General features: G+C 38.5%; 18 protein-coding genes. 17 read left to right on the forward strand and 1 reads right to left on the reverse strand.

Annotation, left to right across the window (positions count from 1 at the left end; translation table 11 throughout):
* From uvrB to trxA, 17 genes are all read left to right on the forward strand, one after another.
* The gene (uvrB, locus tag DYE54_RS00615) at positions 1-2,223 is read left to right on the forward strand and encodes an excinuclease ABC subunit UvrB (RefSeq protein ID WP_115309411.1); all 2,223 of its coding nucleotides are present in this window, start codon (positions 1-3) and stop codon (positions 2,221-2,223) included.
* A 33-nt stretch (positions 2,224-2,256) separates the two neighbouring features.
* Positions 2,257-5,130, forward strand: a complete 2,874-nt coding sequence (gene uvrA / locus DYE54_RS00620; protein WP_115309412.1) for an excinuclease ABC subunit UvrA — start codon at positions 2,257-2,259, stop codon at positions 5,128-5,130.
* Entirely contained in the window at positions 5,130-6,983 is a 1,854-nt protein-coding gene (gene uvrC / locus DYE54_RS00625) for an excinuclease ABC subunit UvrC (RefSeq protein ID WP_115309413.1), read from the forward strand. The genes uvrA and uvrC overlap by 1 nt, the downstream gene beginning before the upstream one ends.
* Before the next feature lie 49 nt (positions 6,984-7,032).
* On the forward strand, positions 7,033-8,385 hold the full coding sequence (brnQ, locus tag DYE54_RS00630) for a branched-chain amino acid transport system II carrier protein (RefSeq protein WP_115309414.1): 1,353 nt from the start codon (positions 7,033-7,035) through the stop codon (positions 8,383-8,385).
* A 68-nt stretch (positions 8,386-8,453) separates the two neighbouring features.
* Entirely contained in the window at positions 8,454-9,374 is a 921-nt protein-coding gene (locus DYE54_RS00635; RefSeq protein WP_115309415.1) for an NAD-dependent epimerase/dehydratase family protein, read from the forward strand.
* Between the two features lie 84 nt (positions 9,375-9,458).
* A complete protein-coding gene (locus DYE54_RS00640) occupies positions 9,459-10,058 on the forward strand; it encodes a rubredoxin-like domain-containing protein (protein WP_115309416.1) in 600 nt (199 codons plus the stop codon).
* A 226-nt stretch (positions 10,059-10,284) separates the two neighbouring features.
* Entirely contained in the window at positions 10,285-11,283 is a 999-nt protein-coding gene (locus DYE54_RS00645; protein WP_115309417.1) for a nucleoid-associated protein, read from the forward strand.
* Between the two features lie 102 nt (positions 11,284-11,385).
* Positions 11,386-11,874 (forward strand): Cys-tRNA(Pro) deacylase, encoded by a 489-nt coding sequence (ybaK, locus tag DYE54_RS00650; protein WP_115309418.1) that lies wholly within the window; start codon positions 11,386-11,388, stop codon positions 11,872-11,874.
* Positions 11,875-12,007: 133 nt separating this feature from the next.
* Positions 12,008-12,733, forward strand: coding sequence for a ribonuclease H1 domain-containing protein (locus DYE54_RS00655; protein WP_115309419.1), 726 nt, complete (start codon positions 12,008-12,010; stop codon positions 12,731-12,733).
* 89 nt (positions 12,734-12,822) lie between these two features.
* Complete coding sequence (locus tag DYE54_RS00660; protein WP_115309420.1) at positions 12,823-14,259, forward strand: glucose-6-phosphate isomerase; 1,437 nt, start codon at positions 12,823-12,825, stop codon at positions 14,257-14,259.
* Between the two features lie 69 nt (positions 14,260-14,328).
* Positions 14,329-15,315, forward strand: coding sequence for a UDP-glucose 4-epimerase GalE (galE, locus tag DYE54_RS00665; protein WP_115309421.1), 987 nt, complete (start codon positions 14,329-14,331; stop codon positions 15,313-15,315).
* 17 nt (positions 15,316-15,332) lie between these two features.
* Entirely contained in the window at positions 15,333-16,118 is a 786-nt protein-coding gene (locus tag DYE54_RS00670; RefSeq protein ID WP_115309422.1) for a hypothetical protein, read from the forward strand.
* 176 nt (positions 16,119-16,294) lie between these two features.
* Positions 16,295-17,413 carry a type II secretion system protein GspD gene (locus DYE54_RS00675; protein WP_172460536.1) on the forward strand — a complete coding sequence of 373 codons (1,119 nt, stop codon included), beginning with the start codon at positions 16,295-16,297 and terminating at the stop codon, positions 17,411-17,413.
* Positions 17,414-17,451: 38 nt separating this feature from the next.
* Positions 17,452-19,374: an ABC-F family ATP-binding cassette domain-containing protein gene (locus tag DYE54_RS00680; RefSeq protein ID WP_115309424.1), complete on the forward strand. Its 1,923-nt coding sequence runs from the start codon at positions 17,452-17,454 to the stop codon at positions 19,372-19,374.
* Positions 19,371-20,336 carry a tRNA glutamyl-Q(34) synthetase GluQRS gene (gluQRS, locus tag DYE54_RS00685; protein WP_115309425.1) on the forward strand — a complete coding sequence of 322 codons (966 nt, stop codon included), beginning with the start codon at positions 19,371-19,373 and terminating at the stop codon, positions 20,334-20,336. Before DYE54_RS00680 ends, gluQRS begins: the two co-directional genes overlap by 4 nt.
* A 27-nt stretch (positions 20,337-20,363) precedes the next feature.
* Complete coding sequence (locus DYE54_RS00690; protein ID WP_115309426.1) at positions 20,364-20,750, forward strand: CoA-binding protein; 387 nt, start codon at positions 20,364-20,366, stop codon at positions 20,748-20,750.
* A 61-nt stretch (positions 20,751-20,811) separates the two neighbouring features.
* On the forward strand, positions 20,812-21,132 hold the full coding sequence (gene trxA, locus DYE54_RS00695; protein WP_115309427.1) for a thioredoxin: 321 nt from the start codon (positions 20,812-20,814) through the stop codon (positions 21,130-21,132).
* 117 nt (positions 21,133-21,249) lie between these two features.
* On the opposite strand, the gene DYE54_RS00700 is transcribed toward trxA, so the two are convergent.
* On the reverse strand, positions 21,250-22,695 hold the full coding sequence (locus tag DYE54_RS00700) for a threonine/serine exporter family protein (protein ID WP_115309428.1): 1,446 nt from the start codon (positions 22,693-22,695) through the stop codon (positions 21,250-21,252).
* Positions 22,696-22,708: the final 13 nt, after the last annotated feature.

Consider the following 22,708-nt stretch of genomic DNA (forward strand, 5'->3'; position numbering starts at 1 on the left):
ATGGCACATCCAAGTATTCATCGTAATTACGAAGGACCTATGAATCCTTTTAAGGTAGAAGCACCCTTTCAGCCTATGGGAGATCAACCAGCTGCCATTGCTTCTTTAGTGCAGGGTATAGACAATGGTGATTGGGCCCAAGTATTATTGGGCGCTACGGGGACTGGTAAAACATATACTATGGCAAAACTTATTGAAGGGGTACAGAAACCAACCTTAGTGATTGCGCATAATAAAACATTGGCTGCTCAGTTAGCTAGTGAGTTTAAAAGTTTCTTTCCTAATAATGCGGTAGAATATTTTGTGTCTTATTATGATTTCTATCAACCTGAGGCGTATATTGCATCCACTGATACATATATTGAAAAGGATGCGTCGATTAATGATGAAATCGATAAGTTGCGACATTCGGCTACCATGAGTTTATTTGAGCGACGTGATGTGATTATTGTAGCATCTGTCAGTTGTATTTATGGTTTAGGAGACCCTGAAGACTATAGTGATTTAGTGGTTTCTTTGCGATTAGGTCAAGAAAAAAGTCGCGATGAAATTTTGAAAAAATTAGTGGATATTCAATATACCCGCAATGATATGAATTTCACACGCGGTACCTTTCGTGTTCATGGTGATACAATTGAAGTATTTCCTGCGGCCTATAGTGAACGGGTGGTACGTATAGAGCTGTTTGGGGATGAAATTGATCGTTTGTCAGAAGTAGATGCCTTAACAGGTGAAGTCATTGTAGACCGCAAACATGTCGCTATTTATCCAGCCTCTCACTATGTAACGACGCGTGAAAAATTACAAGTAGCTATTGAGCGAATTGAAACAGAATTAGATGAACAATTAAAGTTGTTAAAATCTAAAGATCGTTTGTTGGAAGCACAGCGTTTGGAACAGCGCACTCGTTACGATATTGAAATGATGCAGGAGATGGGCTATTGTTCGGGTATTGAAAATTACTCACGCTTGCTATCAAATCGGAAGCCAGGCGAAGCGCCCTATACTTTAATTGATTATTTTCCAGATGATTTTTTGATTCTCGTTGATGAGTCTCATGTAACGATGCCACAGGTTCGGGCTATGTATAATGGTGATAGGGCGCGTAAAGAAAATTTAATAGAATACGGTTTTCGCTTGCCATCGGCTTTAGATAATCGACCTTTGAAATTTGAAGAATTTCAAGAGCGAATTAATCAGATTGTCTATGTATCGGCTACACCAGGCCCTTATGAAATGGAAGTACAAACGAATGTAGCCGAACAAATTATTCGGCCTACAGGATTATTAGATCCTGTTATTGAAGTACGTCCAATAAAAGGGCAGATGGATGATTTATTAGGCGAAATTAAGTTACGAACTGCTAATAATGAACGTGTATTAGTCACGACTTTGACTAAAAAAATGGCGGAAGATTTAACAGAATTTCTTAAAGAAGTAGGCGTTCGGGTACGTTATTTGCATTCTGATATTGCGACGATTGAACGAGCTGATATTATTCGTGATTTACGAGCAGGTGTTTTTGACGTATTAGTAGGGATTAATTTGCTTCGTGAAGGCCTTGACATGCCAGAGGTATCGCTAGTTGCGATTTTAGATGCTGATAAAGAAGGATTTTTACGCAGTGATACATCCTTAATTCAGACCATTGGGCGCGCGGCTCGTAATGAGCATGGGCGCGTTATTATGTATGCCGATCGCATTACTGGTTCTATGGAACGCGCTATTAGCGAAACGGAACGGCGTCGTGAAGTACAACAAGCGTATAATACAGCGCATAATATTACGCCAAAATCAATTCGTAAAGAAGTTAAAGAGTTGATTGAATTGACTAAATTAGAGGAGGATGTGGATAGTCGTTCTACGAGTAATCAATCAGGGGATTCTGGTAAGAAGGGAAAACAGGCTATTCATACAAGTAAGTCTTCTAAAACAGTGACTAAAGAAACTGTTAAAAAAGGGCGCCCTACTGGTAAGCTTACTTTACCAAATGTGGCTGAGGTAACGACAACTTATGGTAACGCCGATGATAAGGCTGTACCAAAGGTAACGGTAGAAGATATATTTAATGAAATTGAAGAAACGACGCGTCTTATGAAAGCCGCCGCTAAGCAATTAGAATTTGAAAAAGCGGCTACATTGCGAGATAAGCTAGGGGTCTTGCGTCAACAATTGTCTGATTTACAAGATGCTCATGAGATAAAGCCAAAGCGTCGCAGATAATAGATACAACGTTCTTTTAACCAGGAGGTTATGGTGAAAGAAGAAATCATAGTAAAAGGAGCAAGGCAACACAATTTAAAAAACATTGATGTGGCCTTGCCAAGAGATAAATTTATTGTAATTACAGGGCTAAGTGGGTCAGGTAAATCTTCGCTTGCCTTTGATACGATATATGCAGAAGGGCAACGACGTTATGTAGAGTCGTTGTCCGCTTATGCACGTCAGTTTTTAGGGCAAATGGATAAGCCAGATGTAGACTATATAGAAGGGCTATCACCAGCTATTTCCATTGATCAAAAGACGACGAGTCGTAATCCGCGCTCTACAGTGGGGACAGTGACTGAAATTTATGATTATTTACGATTATTGTTTGCTCGAGTCGGGCGAGCATATTGTCCTGAATGTGGCAAGCCCATTTCACAACAATCTGTTGAACAAATGACAGATGATGTGATGACCTTACCAGAACGGACTAAAATCTTAGTGATGGCGCCTTTATTGCGGGGAAAAAAAGGGGAACATAAACAATTATTAGAACGTTTGCGCAAAGAGGGGTTTACCCGTGTTCAGATAGATGGTGAAATTCGCACCTTAGATGAAGACATTCAATTGGCAAAAACGAAGAAGCATGATTTAGAAATTGTCATTGATCGGTTGGTAGTAAAAGACGGTATCGAGAGTCGTTTAGCCGATTCTATGGAGACGGCGGCCAAGTGGGGTGAAGGACTGGTTGTAGTGCAAGAAGTAGAGGGACCTACGCATATGTATAGTCAACATTTTGCCTGTCCTGATTGTCATATTTCACTGCCTGCTATTGAACCACGTATGTTTTCTTTTAATAGCCCTTTTGGTGCGTGTCCAGCTTGCTCTGGTATTGGTAGCACTATGGAAGTGGATGAAGATCGAGTTATTCCTGATGGTAATATATCCTTTGCTGAGGGGGCGGTAGTGCCTTTAAGTTCCAATCCGAATGCTTGGTTTATGCGTCAATTAGAAGGCTTATTAAAAGAATATGGGTATGATTTAAATGCCACCTTTAATGAACTACCTAAAAAAGTACAAGACCTAGTGATGAATGGCAGTACGGATAAGGTGACTTTTGAATATGAGAATATGCGTGGTGAAGTCAAGACCTTTCATACAGAATATGAAGGTATTTTGCCTATGGTAAAACGACGTCACAGTGAGGCGTTAAATGATACACAGCGAGAGGCGTTTGAAGAATTTATGTCCATTAAGCCTTGTAAAACCTGTGGTGGTGCTCGCTTAAAACCAGAGGCATTAGCTGTTCGTATAGGACCGAAGAATATTCACGAAGTCACTGAAATGACGATTAGTGAAGCGGTGGATTTTTTCCATACGGTACCTTTGACAGAGCGAGAACAATTTATTGGTAATCAGATCTTAAAGGAAATTAATGCGCGTTTAATGTTCCTCAATAATGTGGGGTTAGATTATTTGACGATGAGCCGTAATGCAGGTACCTTATCGGGGGGTGAAGCACAGCGTATTCGCTTGGCCACACAGATTGGTTCTGGTTTAGTGGGCGTTCTTTATATTCTTGATGAACCATCCATTGGATTACATCAACGTGATAATGATCGATTAATTGCCACCCTTAAAGGACTACGCGATTTGGGGAATACCTTATTAGTCGTAGAACATGATGAAGATACTATGTTAGCCGCTGATTATTTGGTTGATATTGGACCTGGGGCTGGTGAACATGGTGGTCAGATTATTGCGCAAGGCACTGCGCAGGAAGTAATGGCCAATGAACACTCTATTACAGGACAATATTTAAGTGGCCGTAAATTTATTGCTTTACCTGAAAAACGGCGTAAATCGAATGGCAATTATTTAGAAATTCGTGGGGCCTCGGAGAATAATTTAAAGACTATTAATGTGAAATTTCCGTTAGGTGTATTTACTGTAGTAACGGGCGTAAGTGGTTCTGGTAAATCTACATTAATTAATGAAATCCTTTATAAAGGATTAGCGAATCACTTGTATCGCACCTATCATAAAGTGGGGGCTCATAAAGAAATACGTGGTACAGAGCACGTTGACAAGATTATTAACATTGATCAAAGTCCAATTGGTCGTACACCACGATCAAATCCAGCGACCTATACAGGTGTATTTGATTCAATTCGCGAGTTGTATAGTCAAACGCCTGAAGCAAAGATGCGCGGTTATAAACAAGGCCGTTTTAGTTTCAATGTCCGTGGAGGCCGTTGTGAAGCCTGTCGTGGTGATGGCATTATTAAAATTGAAATGCACTTTTTACCAGATGTATATGTACCTTGCGAAGTTTGTAAAGGGGCACGTTATAATCGTGAAACCTTAGAAGTCAAATATAAGGGGAAGACAATTGCAGAAGTGCTGGATATGGTTGTGGATGAAGCGGTTGAATTCTTTAAAGCCATTCCTAAAATTCATCGTAAACTAGTAACCTTACAGGAAGTAGGGCTTGGCTATATTCGACTTGGTCAGCCAGCGACTACCTTATCTGGCGGGGAAGCACAGCGCGTAAAATTAGCTACAGAATTAGCACGTCGTAGTACTGGTAAAACTTTATATATTCTTGACGAACCAACTACAGGGCTTCATGCAGAAGATATACGCAAACTATTAGATGTATTACAGAAATTAGTTGATGGCGGTGACACGGTAGTTGTTATTGAACATAATTTAGATGTTATTAAGACGGCCGATCATATCATTGATTTAGGCCCTGAAGGTGGTGTTCGTGGTGGTACAATTATTGGTACCGGTACGCCTGAACAAATTTGTAAATTAGAGGCTAGTTATACAGGTAAATTTTTAGCCCCTGTATTGGCTAAGACAAAGAAATTTATGACTGCCACTAAGTTGGCTGATGGTAACACTAAGGCAGGTAACTAATGGTTACAGAAGAAGTATTGGAGAAAATTAGTCATTTACCAACAACCCCAGGGGTATATTTATGGCGTGATCAATATAAGCGTATTATTTATGTAGGTAAAGCGATTAATTTACGGAATCGTGTTCGGTCGTATGTGCGGCAAGATAGCAATCGGGCTCCTAAAGTGGCCGCTATGATGCGTCGTGCTGTAGATGTAGAAGTCATCCAGACTAAGACTGAAATGGAAGCGCTTATTTTAGAAAATACGCTGATTAAAGAGCATCATCCGAAATATAATATTATGTTGCGTGATGATAAAACGTATCCATATGTAAAAGTGACTATGCAAGAAGCTTATCCAAGAGTACTCATGGTGCGTCGTATGATCCGTGATGGGGCTAAATATTTTGGCCCTTTTACAGATGTGACAGCCGTACATCAAACGTTAAAATTGTTTCGCCGTCATTTTCCTTTGCGCACATGTCAAAATATGAAGGTGCCACGACCTTGTTTACAGTACCATATGGGCTATTGTGAAGCACCTTGCCAAGGTTGGGTTAGTCCCGAACAATATAGACGCTATATTGAACAGATTGTACAAGTATTAGAAGGTAAGCCAATTCCACTTTTAAATCAATTAAAGGCACAAATGGAGGCGGCCGCAGAGGATTTAAATTTTGAAAAAGCGGCTGAATTGCGCGATCAATTACAGGCCTTAGATAAACTTCGTGAAAAACAGCGTATGGTAACTCAACGTGGTGACATTGATGTGGTTGGTATTGCCATGGAAGGGCTTATGGCTTGTGTGCAGGTTTTCTTTATTAGACAAGGTCGTTTGTTAGGTCGGGAAAACTTCTTCATTAAAAATGAAGGGGATGATGAAGTGACGATTATGACAGACTTTGTGAAACAATATTATAGTGGGGCTTCCTTTGTACCTAAAGAAGTGTTGTTACCTTATGACACAACGGAACGTGAATTGTTTGCCACTTGGTTTTCTGAAATGAAGGGACAAGTTGTAGAAGTATCAGTGCCACAACGAGGTTATAAGCACGATTTAATTAAAATGGCCGCTGAAAATGCACAAAACTTTTTAGCTGAGCGTCGTCGTCAGTGGCAATATGATATAGATAAAAGCGGTGGTGCTGTTAAGAAATTAGCAGAAGTTTTAGATTTACCCCGATTACCTGAGCGTATGGAATGTTTTGATATTTCCCATACGCAAGGGAGTGAAACGGTGGCGTCTATGGTCGTTTTTGAAGATGGTAAGCCAGCAAAGAAAGAGTACCGTCGTTTCAAATTAAAAACGGTACAGGGAAAGCCAGATGATTTTAAGTCGATGGCTGAAATCATGGAACGACGCTATGGTAATGAAACTGATTGGCCTATGCCTGATTTGATTATTATCGATGGTGGCAAAGGGCAACTGAATGCGGCTTTACCACTGATTAGGGCTGTTGGTGTTACTGATGTGCCCGTTATTTCATTAGCTAAACGGATTGAAGAGGTATTTGTGGAAGGTCAGTCAGAAAGTATTATTTTGTCACATCATTCACCAGAACTTCAATTGTTACAACAGATTCGTGATGAAGCACATCGTTTTGCAATTACCTATCATCGAAAATTACGAGGCAAACGTAATTTAGAATCAATCTTAGACCATATTGAAGGGATTGGCCCTAAGCGACGCAAAGCATTGTGGCAAGCTTTTGGACAGTTAGAAAGGCTCAAACAGGCAACTGTTGATGAGATCGCTGCTGTGCCGGGGATGAATCAAAAAACGGCGGAAGCAGTGTATCGTTTTTTCCGATTGTCGAAAGATGAAAAGCGTGCTACTATTGAGAGAGGTGCTCTACAGAAGGTAGAGTCTTAAGTTAATAAGTGCCAGCAATGGGACTCGGTAATAGGGGAGGTATTTTATTTTGAATGGTAAGTTATCATTAAGTTCGGCGATTGTAATTGGATCTATGCTGTTTGGTATGTTTTTTGGGGCAGGGAATCTTATTTTTCCAGTCCACATGGGACAAGAAGCTGGGGCTGACGTCTGGCCAGCCACTATTGGTTTTTTGATTACAGCTATTGGTTTACCTTTTTTAGGTGTCGTCGCTATCGGTATCTCTCGCAGTAGTGGTTTATTTGATTTAGCATCCCGTATTCATCCAACCTATGCTAAATTATTTACGGTATTATTATATTTGACAATTGGCCCTGCTTTCGCATTGCCACGTACAGCTACTGTATCCTATCAAATAGGGTTAGCCCCTTATATTGGTGAGGAGTTACAAATGATGGCATTAGCAGGTTTTACATTTATATTCTTTGTATTAGGTTTATTTTTTTCTATGAATCCAGGGAAACTAATGACCTATATTGGTAAAATATTAAATCCTTTATTTTTAGTATTTTTAGCCATCTTATTAGTTGTAGCATTAATTTCACCAATGGGGGCTATTAGTTCAGCGCCTGTTAGTGGTGATTATACAACAATGCCTTTCTTTAAAGGGTTTACTGAGGGGTATAATACAATGGATGCCTTGGCGGCGTTAGCTTTTGGGATTATTGTTATTCGAGCTATGCAAGAAGTAGGTGTTAAAGAACCGAAAGATATTGCTATTGGCATGGTTAAGGCCGGCATTGTTACTGTTATTTTGATGGTTGTTATTTATGCATTCTTGGCCTATGTAGGTGCTTCTAGTTTAGGTGTGCTACCACTATCGGCTAATGGTGGTATTGCCTTAGCTCAGATTGCTCATTATTATTTTGGGTCAATTGGGGCAGTTTTGTTAGCTATTATTGTTACATTAGCTTGTTTAAAAACTGCAGTAGGTTTAATTTGTGCTTGTTCTGAAACATTTGTAGAATTATTTCCTAATTCTATTAGCTACAAGAAATATGCCTATACATTTGCTATCGTGTCATTCTTAATTGGTAATGTAGGTTTAACACAAATTATTTCGTTAGCCATTCCTATTTTAATGCTCTTATATCCATTGACTATTACGATTATTTTATTGACCTTTTTGTCACCTTTATTTAAGGGACGACAAGCAGTGTATTTAAGCACAACTGTTTTTGCATTGCTCGCTGCGATTGGTGATGCTTTAAATACATTACCTGCCTTTTTAGGTCAAAATGATTTGGTGCAAAGTGTGTTACTATTATATAAAGCCTTGCCTTTCTTTGAATTGGGGATGGGCTGGATTGTACCTTCAGGGATAGGTTTTATCTTGGGTTTAATCTATATTGCTATTAAAAAATCTGAAAGAATAGCTTAATAATATAAGTATTTGTTGGCTAATAGACGAATAGAATGGGAAACGCTTGAATTAGGAGGAATAGACGTATGAATATATGTGTAACTGGTGGGGCTGGATTTATTGGGTCTCATTTGGTCGACAAACTGATTGAACAAGGTCATACGGTATTAGTTATTGATAATTTAAGCACTGGTTGTCGTGAATTTGTTAATCCTAAGGCACAATTTGTGGAAATGGATATCCGTGACAGTGAACTGTTAACAGTATTGGCTAAATTCAAACCTGAATATGTATTTCATGAAGCAGCACAAACTATGGTACCTGTTTCTATGCATGATCCTGCATTTGATTGCGATGTTAATCTAATGGGACTTATTAATGTGTTGAATACATGTTATAAAATAAATGTGAAGAAGATTATTATGCCTTCTTCTGCTGCTGTATATGGTGATTTAGATACATTGCCTTTAACTGAAGCCATGGTAGGTCATCCATCATCGTTTTATGGATTGACTAAGTTGACTACGGAAAGTTACTTACGTCTTTACTATGAAGCGTTTGGTTTACCTTATATTTGTTTTCGGTATGCCAATGTATATGGGCCACGTCAAGGTAACGGTGGTGAAGGTGGTGTAATCAGTATTTTCTGTGAGCGTCTTCAAAAACAACAAGATATTACAATTTTTGGTGATGGTGAACAAACACGAGACTTTGTTTATGTAGATGATGTAGTAGCAGCGAATCTAAACGCATTAGAAGTACCTGATTTAGTGGGGGTAATTAATGTAAGTACAGAAGTAAGTACTTCTTTAAATGAATTAGTGGCTCAATTTAAGAATATTGTAGGTCATGACTTTGTAGTCCATTATGAAAGCGAACGTGCTGGTGATATAAAACATTCCTTGTTAAGTACAAAAAAAATGATGGCTGAGTTAAATTACTCGCCTAAAATTAATTTGACAACAGGCCTAGCAAACACGTATCATTATTTCGATAGCAAATTATAGACATTGTGTACATAATTTAAAAAAGTTCACTACAATAAAAGATGAAATAATAAGTACGAGAGTAGTTATTTTAAGGAGATTGACATGGAAACAAAGAAACAAGAAGAGAAGAAGATGCAGTATATTATTTGTCGTGTATGTGGTTACATTGAAACGGCTGATAAGGCAGACCAACCTTGCCCTGCTTGCGGTTTTCCAAAAACTGTTTGGACTGAATATACACCACGTAAATTAAATCCAACGCGTAAACGTTTATTAGACTTACATTTACATCCAATTGCTGTACACTTTCCTATTGCTGGCTCTGCTTTGACGGTAGGCTTGCCAATCTTGGGTTTATTAGTACCATATTCCTTAAGTTATCGCTTGTTTGACTTTGCTATGATGGTATGTTTAGTAATGCCTTTATTAGTTCTTGTAGGTGCTATTTCTGGATATATTGGTGGGAAACTTCGTTACAAAACAACAACAGCTCCTGTATTGAAATTTAAAATTTACTTGAGTATTGTATACTTTATACTGACAGTTATTCAGGCTTATGTAGCTTATGCTTATACGGTACATGCAGGAAATGCTTTAATCATTGCTGTATTAGGTGTATTGGCTTCCGTGTCTGCTGCTATTTTGGGTAAAAAAGGGTCTCATTTATTTGCAGGCTTATTTGGTCCTTATGTACAAGGCTAAGACTAATTTATGGTATAATAGTAGTACACTAAGGTAAGTTTTTTAACGTGTTTTTAAAGCATCTTAAGTTACTTACAGAGAAGCTATGCTAGTTTCTACTATGTCTCAAGTAATTGAGGTTGTATTATTAAGTTTCATAAGATATATTAACAACTTATTGAAGTGTCTTGTTTCTGCGTTAGGTTAATGCGAAGCAAGGCACTTTTTATCCGTTTAAGGAGTAATTATGCAAATCAATCGAGCTGTATTGCAAATATTAGATTTTTCATCATCGTTAGCTGTATATTCTGAAAATGAATTGAATATGGGGGAGGAAGCCTTACAAGATTATGTAAGTGCTCATGTAACTAAAGGTATTAAAGATCCAGGGTTACGTACAGGCTATTTAAATGAAACGAGTCAGTTAGGCCAATTAATCAAACAATATAGTGAAGGCGTAACCGATTTAGTTTCATTAGGTAAAGACTTGGGTGAACGAGTATTTAATTTTATGAAGCAGGCAACAGATCCTGTTATTATTGATATGATTATTTGTGAAGCGGCCGAGAATCACCGCTATCTCTGCCTTTTACTATGTCAGGCACATGATGCTTATACACATCAATTGTTTAATGAAGAAGATGGCACTTTGACTACTGAATTGATACCTAACCGTGCTGTTCTACCAAGTCCTACGCAAAAATTACGCTCTTTTTGTGCTATTAATTTAGATGATTTTTCAGTTCGTTTATTTGAGCCTAAAGGAGAATATGATGGTGAGGTTGTATATATTTTAGGGGATAAGGTGTTACAAATTGGCACAAATCCTTCCTCGCGTGATACTGTATCCAAAGTACGGCGCATTGTAGATAAGGTAGCGAAAGCTCATGAGGGGGATGGCGTGGAGGAATTAGTAAAAGTACGGTCTATGATTTCTAAAAATGCAGAAGTTTCAGATACGCTTAATCCTGAAACGATTGTGGAGGCTGTATTTGCTAATCAACCACAACAAAAGGAGGCGGCTAAAAAGGCGTTAGCTGAACAAGATATGTTACGACCATTACCGGTGAATCGTGAGTTTGCTAGTAAAGTAGGGGAGAAGCATAAAATTAAGACTGATACAGGGATTGAGATTAGTTTTCCTGTAGAGTATATGCAGAATAGTGAATTTATTGAAATTGTTACGAATCCAGATGGGACGTTACGTATTGAATTAAAGAATATTAACAAAATTTTAAATAAATGATTACCATTAAAATGAAGATTAATTAGGTTATCAATTAATTTTTATAATAAAATATAGTAGTTTTTGGGATAATTGTAGTAAAATATAAAAGGAACGATACGTGTGAGTAAGAAAGACCATAAAAAAACAAATGTAATGCGTATGTTGGATACGCAAAAAATCAGTTATGAAGTACTTGCTTATGAATGGGAAGAAGGTCGTGGTGCTGGTGTACATGTAGCCGAAGAGTTACATTTACCAGAAGCACAAGTGTTTAAGACATTAGTCGGTCGTGGTAATGTTACAGGACCGGTCGTCTTTTGTATTCCTGTAGCAGCTGAATTAGATTTAAAACAGGCCGCTCGTGTGAGTGGCAATAAGTCAGTAGAACTTATTGCAGTCAAAGATTTATTAGGACTCACTGGCTATTTACGAGGTGGTTGTTCACCAGTGGGAATGAAGAAATTATTTCCCACTTATTTTGATGCTACAATGGCTAATTTTAATGAAATCTATGTAAGTGCTGGTTTACGAGGGATGCAAATTAAAGTAAATCCTCAGGATTTACAAGCGGTGGTAGCCGCACATTTTGAACCATTAACTATGAAATAATTTAAACATGAAGCGCGTAGAGGGCGTTTTAATTTTTATTTTATAGTAAGGTGGTAAGGTATAGGGATAGATTATAACAGAAGTATTATACGATTATACAGGGATGTATTAAGTCGTATTATAAGGAGTTTATATGGGTAAAAAATATTATGCCGTAAAAGAGGGGAGAGTACGGGGGATCTTTGATTCATGGGCTGCTTGTGAGAGACAAGTTAAAGGATATGGTGGTGCTATTTATAAATCGTTTACTTCACGTCAAGAGGCTGAGGAGTTTATAGCTGATGAAGTAGCTCCGATTAAAGGTATGTCTATGGCTGAATATTTGGAAACGGCTAAGGCTTCACAGCGTCGCTCGACACGTCGCAAAAAGGTTGTTCCCACAACACCGGCACCAGTAGTAACGGCGGAATCAATTTTGGCTAACTTGGGACCGGACTGCATGTTGGCTTATATTGATGGGAGTTACGATAAAGTTCGCAATACTGTAGGCGCTGGTGGTGTTATGTTTTATGAAGGGCAAGAAGAAACGTTTTCTTTTGGCACTGATAAAGAGATGTATACAGCCTATTGGAATGTAGCAGGAGAATTATTAGGGGCGATGCATGTTATAAAGACTGCCATTGCAAAGCAAATGGAAGAAGTGCATATTTATTATGATTATATGGGCATAGAAATGTGGGCTACGGGCCGCTGGAAAGCAAATAATCCCTTAACGAAAGCGTATGCAGAATTTACGTTTAATAGCCGACGTCAAATTAAAACTGTATTCCATAAAGTAGCGGCGCATACAGGTGTTGTATATAATGAAAAGGCTGATGAATTAGCTAAGGCAGGAACGACAAAATTGATTGATATATGAAAATAATGTATAATTCATTACTCATTAACTATTGCGTCTCTGTTGGGAGCACGGTACAATAAGAGAAGTGAATTAAAGGAGGGGTCAGAATGAAAAAAATCATCCTGCCATCAGGTTTTACATTTGATTATACTAATTTATTTACTGCTTGGGGTGTCACTGAAGCAGATGTACATACGTATTTTGACTTAATTGCTAATGCTGTAAAAGCAGCTACCCGTGTTCGTTTAACAGGTGTTGTTGAAGGGCATTTGTCGAAAGATGGAGCACCAGAAGCTGTTTTATTTCCTCAATTACCATATATTGAAGATACTCATTTAAATAATGAAGCCGTATTGCAACGGTTAATTAATCTAGGGCAACATGCGAAAGAATCTGTAGATGCTGTAGTTAGCTTTGGCATTGGTGGATCATATTTAGGTGGTAAAGTTTTATTTGATGTTCATTGCGGTGAATTTTGGAATCAAAAAACGGTAGCAGAACGCGATGGGTATCCGCAGTTGTATTTTAGTGGTAATAATGTGGATCCTTTGCGTACTAATGAATTGATTGCTACCTTAAAACGGAGTGCGAGTCAAAAAGGCGCTGATTTTACTGTGATGCTCATTTTGATTTCTAAATCAGGATCAACCATTGAACCAATGTCTAATTTTATGGTTGTACAAGAAGCCTTATTGGCGGCAGGTATTAACGTAGAAGTTGTAGCTGTTACAGATCCTAGAGATGATGAAAAAGAAACATTGCTTCATAAATTAGCAGTGCAACAAGGGTGGCCTATTTTTGCTGTACCTGACGGTGTAGGTGGTCGTTTCTCCGTATTCACCGAAGTAGGGCTTATTATTGGCGCTGTTATTGGCTTTGATATTCGTGCCTTTTTAGAAGGGGCCCGCGATATGGACAAAGCTTGTCAAAGTGGTGATATGCTGAAAAACCCAGCCTTATTAAATGCTATTTTAAAATATATAGGCTCTGAAAAATATGGACGAATTATAGAGATTATGATGCCGTATGGAGATTCTTTGAAATCATTGGCTGAATGGTATGTTCAATTACTAGCTGAATCATTAGGGAAAAAACAAAGCAAAGGCAAAGGGCGTTATGGTCGTACACCTGTTGTTGCGGTGGGAACAACTGATATGCATGCACAAACGCAAGAGCATCAAGAAGGCCGCCTTAATAAAATTGTAACCTTTGTAAAGGTAAAGGATTGGGAAACGAAAGCTATCGTGCCACATACGTATGATGAATATAAAACACTCAAAGCATTTAGTGGTTTGGACTTAGGGGCTATTTTAAATACAGCATTAGAGGCTAATAGTGAAGCGTTAACGGGTGATGAACGTTTTAATATTACCTTTGAATTGCCAACAGTATCAGCTTACCATCTAGGTGAGTTTATGTTTATGTTGTGTTGGTCTATTTTCTATGAAGGGCAACTAGCTGGTGTAGATGCCTTTGATCAACCGGGTGTAGAAGTGTATAAAAAGCTATTGGGACCAAAATTGGCAGAACAGCAAGGTGAGTAATCGAGTTTCACTAATTTATGCAGTGGGCGTAATCAAGAACTCATCGATATTGTTGTAGGAGGCGTTGTTATGAATATTTTAGTCACTGGCGGAGCCGGCTATATTGGTAGTCATACAGTGAGAGCGTTACAAAAAGCGGGGCATACGCCTGTGGTATTAGATAATTTGTCGCGAGGACATGTAGAATCTTTACCAGCTGGCGTCGAATTTATTAATATGGATATTGCAGATCCTGCATTGGTTAATTTGTTAAAAGAAAAACAAATTGATGGAGTTATGCACTTTGCAGCTCATTCTCAAGTCGGGGAATCTATGGTTAATCCTATGATTTATTATGAGAATAATGTGGTAGGCTCTTTCCGTCTTATTGAATCGGTTCGGCAAGCGGGTGTTAAATATTTTGTATTTTCTTCTACCGCTGCTGTCTATGGTGAACCTGAAGAGGTACCGATTAAAGAAGATGCTCGATTAGCACCTACTAATGTATATGGTCGTACGAAATTAATGATAGAACAAATGCTTCAAGATTACAGTAATATTTATGGTTTACGTTATGTTGCCTTACGTTACTTTAATGCGGCTGGCGCAGATAATAGTGGTGAAATTGGTGAAGATCATACACCAGAAACACATTTAATTCCACTGATTTTAGAAGCCGCTTTAGGCAAACGACCTAATATTACTATTTTTGGTACCGATTATGACACGGCTGATGGCACTTGTGTTCGTGACTATATTCATGTCAATGATTTAGCTTCCGCTCATATATTGAGTATGGAATATTTGCGTGATGGTGGTGAGTCCAATTACTTTAATCTAGGCTCAGGTAATGGCTTTAGTGTTAAGGAAATCGTAGATACGACTAAGGCTGTAACTGGGATTGATTTTTCTGTTGCTATTGGGGAACGGCGCGCTGGCGACCCTGGAACTTTGATTGCTTCTTCTGAAAAGGCGCAAACAATACTCGGTTGGAAACCGGTGCATAGTGATGTAATGCAAGTAATTAAAGATGCTTGGCAATGGCATCAAGGTCATCCCAATGGTTATAAAGCATAAAAAGGATAGTGAATAGTATGAATAGACTGTCTCTACAAGATTTGCGAAATTTATTGATTAAGAAAGGTCGCCTCTTGTATGGGGCGGTCTTTTTATTTTGCCTCGTTTGTTTTTATGGGATTATGACATCCCAATGGCAACGGGTGTCAGAACTTAGTGAGGATACAGAAGAACCTCAGGTGGGAAATACGGCTGACATACGCACTTATGCCTATGGTGCTAATAAAGGAACTCGTGGTGGAGCTGTTACGGCCAAAGGCAATCAGGTATCAAAATCTAGCGATGTTAGTAAAGCTAAAAGCAGTAAAACTAAAGGCACTGAAGTGGCAGAGTATGTTACACCTATTGTAGGATTAACACAAGCTTTACGAGGCTATCCTTTTGATGATCCTTTTTTACATGCTTTACGCAGTGAAGATATGGCTGTTATTTCTTTAGACGAGAAGGGGGATAATACCTTGGACCGTAAGGCCTCAAGCAATGCTCTTGGTCAAGGGCGTAGGCCAACAAATGGAGTAAATTTTAATGTTAATCGCCGTAGTAGCTCGTATAATTTAACGGGTAGTGGAAATAATGGCAATCAGTATGTAAGCGCAAAAGCGACTCCGCCAAATAGGCTACAAGGGTTACATTTAACAGGAATTATAAGCGGGTCAAGTAATTTAGCGATGATACAGTCTAGTGAAGGAGAGAGTTGTTATGGTGTAGGCGAAGGGCCACAAGGTATTATTGTGCAAACGATTACAAAGGGGGCTGTGCTAGTCAATGATGGACAGAATAGTTGTTGGTTATATGTAGAATAATTTGGAAAGGGTATGGGGTGTAAATGAAACAGGGTTGTAGGGTAGTTAATAGATCGAGTCAGTATGTAACGTCAATAGTAATGAAAAAAACAAAGCTGGGATGGAGCTTTTATAAGTTAGTAAAAGCGTGCTTATTAGGCCTATGCTTTTTGCAGTTTTATCTATGCGGTGAATCAGTGTCAGCCCTATCTATGACAGTTAATAATGGAAACTTAGCTAGTCTAGTACAATCCATTGCACGTAGTGAAGGTTTGGCAATTACTGGCACTGAGACTCTCACTGGCAATGTGTCTATTCGTCTTAATGAACCTAATGGCGTAGCGGCTTTACAACGGTTAGCACGGCTGAAACATTTTACTTTATATGAAGAAGAGGGACTATGGATTGTAGATGGTCAGGGAATGGGCGATAAAGAATCTAGGGTAGCTACCGTCATTTCACCAAAACATGTATCAGCGCTTACATTGAGTGATGCCTTGAAAGCTATTGTACCGGAGAAAAATATACGAGTTGTAAAAGGTGCAAATCAAGTTATGCTATATAGTACGCCTGCGGAGCTTAGACAAGTACATGATGTATTACCTACCTTAGACGTACAGCCAAAACAAATACGATTAGAAGTAGCGGTTGTAGCTTTTGAACGTTCGTATTTAAAAGAAACAGGCATTCAATGGTCTTGGCAAAGTATAACTGGCCATGGTGAGGATACGACAAATTCTTATGGTGCCATTCGTTTTGGTAGAGCACCATCAGGGACCCCTTATACATTTTGGTTTAAACCAGAATTAAGTGCTCAGGAAACGACGGATAAAACTGTGTTGATCGCGCGACCTTCGATTATGGCCTTGAATGGTGAAGAAGCTAAAATTTTAATTGGTGATCGTATTCCCGTTTTAGAAGAAGTGAAAGATGGCACTGAAAGTAGAACGACAACTCGTTATGAAGAAGCGGGGATTCGATTAACGTGTACACCGTATGTAACAGAAGATAAAGGAATTGAAGCAACGATTCATGCGGAAGTGAGTAGCCCTGCTTTAGTGTCTGAAATGAAAGCCTACCGCATTACAACGCGTGAGGCTCATACAAAAGTGCATTTACAATCTGGGGATGTCTTGGTAATTGGTGGCTTAATGGATAATCGGGAGGGCAAGCAATTTTCTAAAATTCCAATTTTAGGTGATATTCCTTTATTAGGAAAATTATTTCAACATGCTCGACGTACTAAAGATAGTGTAGAACTATGTATTTTTGTAAAAGCGGAAGCAATAGAGGACCCAATCACGTCGTCTCTGTGATATAATAAAATTATATGTAAATGAACGGAGGCATAAGGATGGAACGAATCCGCGTAATTGGATTAGGTAAATCATTTGGTGTTCGCCAAGTTTTTACTAATGTATCCTTTGAAATAAAACATGGGGAACGAGTGGGTTTAGTAGGCCCTAATGGAGCTGGTAAATCTACGTTGATGAAATGTATGCTAGGCATTGAAGAGGCTGATGAAGGGCAAATTGTAAAAGATAGTGCTACTACGATTGGGTATTTACAACAGGATATTAATTTAGGTGACGAGAGCCTAGCTATTGAAATTCAAAAAGCCTTTGCTGATGTACAGCAGTGGGAAGCACAATTATTAGAGGTATCTAAGCAATTAGAAAATAATCCTCATGATGAAGGCTTGCTTAAACGTTTGGCTCATATTCAAGACCGTTTAGATTGGCTAGGTGGTTATGATTATGAAGCACAAAGTCGACGAATTGCTTATGGACTAGGCTTTTCAGACGAAGACTTAACAAAATCAGTGTCAGAATTTTCTGGTGGTCAAAAAACACGTATTAATTTGGCTAAAGCGCTAGTACGGCGGCCAGATTTTTTATTTTTAGATGAACCAACGAACCATTTAGACATGGACATGTTAGAATGGTTGGAAAATTATTTAAGCGCCTACGGTGGTGGCATTTTAATTATTAGTCATGACCGTTATTTTCTTGATAGGGTAACGACACGAATTGTAGAATTAGAGCATCATAAAGCAACTACGTATCGAGGTAATTATAGTCGTTATGTAGAGCAGCGGGCCGCTCAGCGTAAGGCTCAACAGTCAGCTTATGAGAAACAACAAGAATATATTCGCAAAACAGAAGAATATATTGATAAATATCGAGCTGGTATTAAATCTAAAATGGCGCGTGGCCGTCAATCTCAATTAAATCGATTAGAACGTTTAGAGGCACCAGAAAGTTCAGAACAATTAACGTTTAAGTTTCCAAAAGCTGAATTTAGTGCTGACAAAGTATTGACGGTAGAGGAATTATTTTTATCGTATGGAACTAAAGATATTGTAGACGATGTATCTTTTATGATTCGACGTGGCGAAGCGGTGGCTCTTATCGGTCCTAATGGTGCAGGGAAGTCTACTTTATTAAAAGCAATCACTGGTGAATTGACGCCTGAGGCAGGGTTTATTGATATTGGCAGTCGTGTATCGATAGGTTATTTTTCGCAGGAACATGAAGAATTACATCCGCAGTGGACGGCTGTAGAAGAAGTGATGAGTCAGTTCAATTATAGTGAAGAAAAGGCTCGTAATGTGTTAGGCATGTTTTTGTTTCGTGGTGATGATGTATTTAAACAAGTACGTGATTTATCAGGAGGTGAAAGGGCCCGCTTGAGTTTGCTTAAATTATTCTTGCAAGGTGATAATTTTTTAATTCTTGACGAACCAACAAACCATTTAGATATCCCAACTCGTGAGGTAGTAGAAGAAGCCCTTATGGGATTTACTGGCACTTTATTAGTCGTATCCCATGATCGATATTTCTTAGATAAAGTGGCTAAACGTACTCTTGTATTGCAACCAGAGGGTATTGAGGAGTTCCAAGGAAATTATACTTATTATAAAGAAAAGTTAGAAGAACAAGCACAATTAGCTGAGCAAGAAGCATTAAATAATATTCATTTGCGTGAAACTACGCAAGATGCTATGGAGTTTGCGGCGTCTAAGGCATCAAAAGAAAACAATTCTGACAATGGTGAACCTAAGAAGTTAAATGCATATATGCAAGCTAAGCAATTAGAAGAAACGGAAACGGAAATTGCCCGTTTAGAGGCTACCTTGAAGATGTATGAAGTACAACTGCAAAATCCAGTTCTTCAAGCAGATAGTGAAGCCTTGGCGGATACAGCCGCTCATATGGAAGAGGTAAATACGAAATTAGCTGTCTTATATGAAAAATGGGAGCAATTGGCACAATGAAAGGACGATTTGCACCCAGTCCAACAGGATATATTCATTTAGGCAATGTGTGGATTGCCATGCTAGCTTGGCTTGTTGTAAAGCAACAAGGTGGTACTTTTGTATTGCGCATGGAAGATATTGATACCCAGCGAGCTAAACGATCTTTAGGTGAAGCTTTGTTAGATGATTTAGAGTGGCTAGGTCTTACTTGGGATGAAGGGCCTCGTATGGGAGGACCTGCTGGTACCTACTGGCAAAGTGAGCGCTATGATAGTTATGAAAAGCAATTAAATAAATGGCAAGCGAATGGATTGATTTATCCTTGTTATTGTAATCGTGCTCGTTTACAAAGTATTGCTTCGGCTCCTCATGGGCATGAAGGAATTGCTCACTATGATGGACATTGTCGAAATTTAAGTCCTCTTATGAGGGCTGAATTAAGTCAATATAAAGAGCCTTCTTGGCGTATGAAAGTCTCAAAACGTAGTTATGAATTCATGGATCGTTGGCAAGGCGTACAGCATGAAGAATTATGGCCTGCGGAAGATGATTTTATTGTAAAACGTGCTGATGGTATGTTTGCTTATAATTTAGCTGTTGTCATGGATGATATAGCGATGGGAATAACGGATGTAGTTCGGGGCTATGATTTGTTACCAGCTGTGGCCTCTCAGTTGTGGTTATATGAATGTTTAGGTGAGTCCGCTCCTAATTATGGCCATGCCCCCTTGGTCGTGGATCAAGAAGGTCATCGTTTATCAAAAAGGCAACAAAGTATTACTTTGCGAGACCTACGAGCCATTGGCTATAGTGCCTCCATGATATTAGGTCGTTTAGCCCTAGCGGCTGGGCTTGTTTCAAGAAAACAAACGGGGCGTTTTGAAAGCCTTACTTGGTCTGATTTACTAGTTGGAAATATTGAGAATATATCTCTAAAACAGAAAGAAATCAAATTGACAAATTTCGATATTGTGATATAATATATTTCAGAGAGTTGAGGTGATGTTATGACACCTAAGGACGCACTTACTAAGAAAGTATGGGCTGTGCTGGGCGCAACAAGTCGTAAAGAAAAGTTTGGCTATAAAATTTATGCTTGTCTACGTGATCATGGTTATACCGTGTATCCAGTCAATCCGAATGTAGCTGAAATTGATGGCGCTACGTGTTATCCTTCGTTAAGTGACTTACCAGAAGTGCCAGAAGTGGTAGATTTTGTAGTACCTGAGAAAATAGGTTTAGAGGCCTTAGATGAATGTAAAACATTACACATTCCGACTGTGTGGTTGCAGCCAGGGGCTGATAAACCCACCGTGGTGGCGAAAGCTAAGGAGCTAGGATTAGATGTTATTGAAGACTGTGTTTTAGTCCAAATACGTCCGGAAAATCATTAATGTAAGTTCATAAATTTAAGATAGATATTGGTAATAAAAGAATTTTAGGAGGATATGTTAAATGGCAAATATTGCAGAATTAACAACAACAAATTTTAAAGAAACGATTACTTCCAAAGAAGTAGCGATTGTAGATTTTTGGGCACCATGGTGCGGTTATTGTGTACGCATGATGCCAGTATTTGAAGCTTTAGCTGAAGAAATGGGTGATAAGGTAGCCTTTGCTAAAGTAAATACAGATGAAGTGGTTGAGTTAGCTAAAGAATACCAAATAGAAGTATTACCTACTTTTGCTATTATTAAAAATGGTGAAGTGGTAGATCGTAAAATTGGTTATATTCCACAAAATGAATTAAAAGCAGCGATTGAAGCTCATTTATAATAAACTAAATACACTGAAAAGCCTGATTTTGGAAATACTTTCCAAAATCAGGCTTTTTTATTTTCAGCATTGTAAGGCTAATTTTTGTCCTATAACCCCTAATTTTTCTTGTTGAAATTATTCTTGTAATTCTTTTTGCCGAGCTTTTAAGGCTTTATCTAAAGATAAGGCTTTTTTACAATCTAAATAACTGCGAGCGAAGATGTGAGGAATGGATACGCCGATGGCGATACAAATAACCGTCATAAGACCTGTAATACCACTGCGTAGAGCAAAGAGTAGATTATCAGGGGTTAATGAATTAATCGTTAATAAGCCAAATAAGAAACGGTATAGTAATACACCTGGAATTAATGGGATAACTGATGGAATGGATAAAATTAGTGGTGCTGTACGTAATAATTTGTAAAACCGTAAGGCCAATAAAGCAATAATAGCCGCCGCTACAAAGCTAGCACCTACTAAGGTAAAACCAAAGTTAACAATTAATATATTTCGTGTAATTACACTGATAATACCACCAAATGCAATAATCCATAACAATCGATAGGGTGTATTAAAGATGATAGAGAAACAAACTGCACCGATAGTGGCCGCAATAGCTTGTATAGGAGAAACAACTGCTGGTGTAATACTTAAGTGGGTAAAGGTGGAGACATGGTCGAAATATAGAGCCATTGCAATTCCTACAGACATACTACTTACGATGAGTAAAGTATGCATGGCGCGTGTCATACCTGAAACGATATGATTATTAATCATATCGTCAACAGCATTAATCAGAGGAATGCCAGGGATTAAAAAGAGCGTACAACTAATCATGGCATAAATAATTTCAAAAGATCCTAAGGTAATATTTAGTAAATAGGCTGCTGACGTAGCTGAAAAGGCTGAGGCTACGATACCAAAATAAAAATTAATTTTGAAGTGGTGACAAAGATAACGCACTAAGAAGCCCACTACAGCACAAATAGAAGTTATAATTGCGGAGAAGAGGGAACCACCAAATAAAATAGTAAAAGCACCACAAGCAAGACCAGCCGCTACCGCTAAAATAGGGGTAGAATATTTTGGGGGTGCTTGGGCAATTGTTTTTAAATGATCTTCAAATTCATCTAAGGTGTAATTATGTTCAATGGCTTTCCAAGTTAGTTTTGACAATGTGGATAAAATTGTCATATTAACGCCGTGAATCGGTGTTTTACGAAAAGCTGTATAAGAATGCTTTTCATCATTAATGTTTAGCATTAATGTCATATAGGCTATGTGGATATGTACATACTCTTGAGGAATCCCCATATACGTGGCGGCGCGAATCATATCACGTTGTAAGTGATTGGTATTCGCGCCGTTTTCCATGAGTAATTGACCAAAATCTAATAAAAGATCCATTTTTCGGCGAATGGCAACAAAAGGTTCATTCATAATTTGGTAATTGGAAGGTCCGCAGTTTTCTATTTGATGATGTCGATGATGTGGGTGTCTGTGATGGTTGTGTGTAGGGGTTGCAGTAGAACCATGTACGGAGGTACCCATATGTGTTTTATCGGTTTTTCGAGTCATACAACAATCCTTT

This window comes from Veillonella criceti, assembly GCF_900460315.1.
In the GTDB taxonomy this organism is placed as follows: Bacteria; Bacillota; Negativicutes; order Veillonellales; family Veillonellaceae; genus Veillonella_A; species Veillonella_A criceti.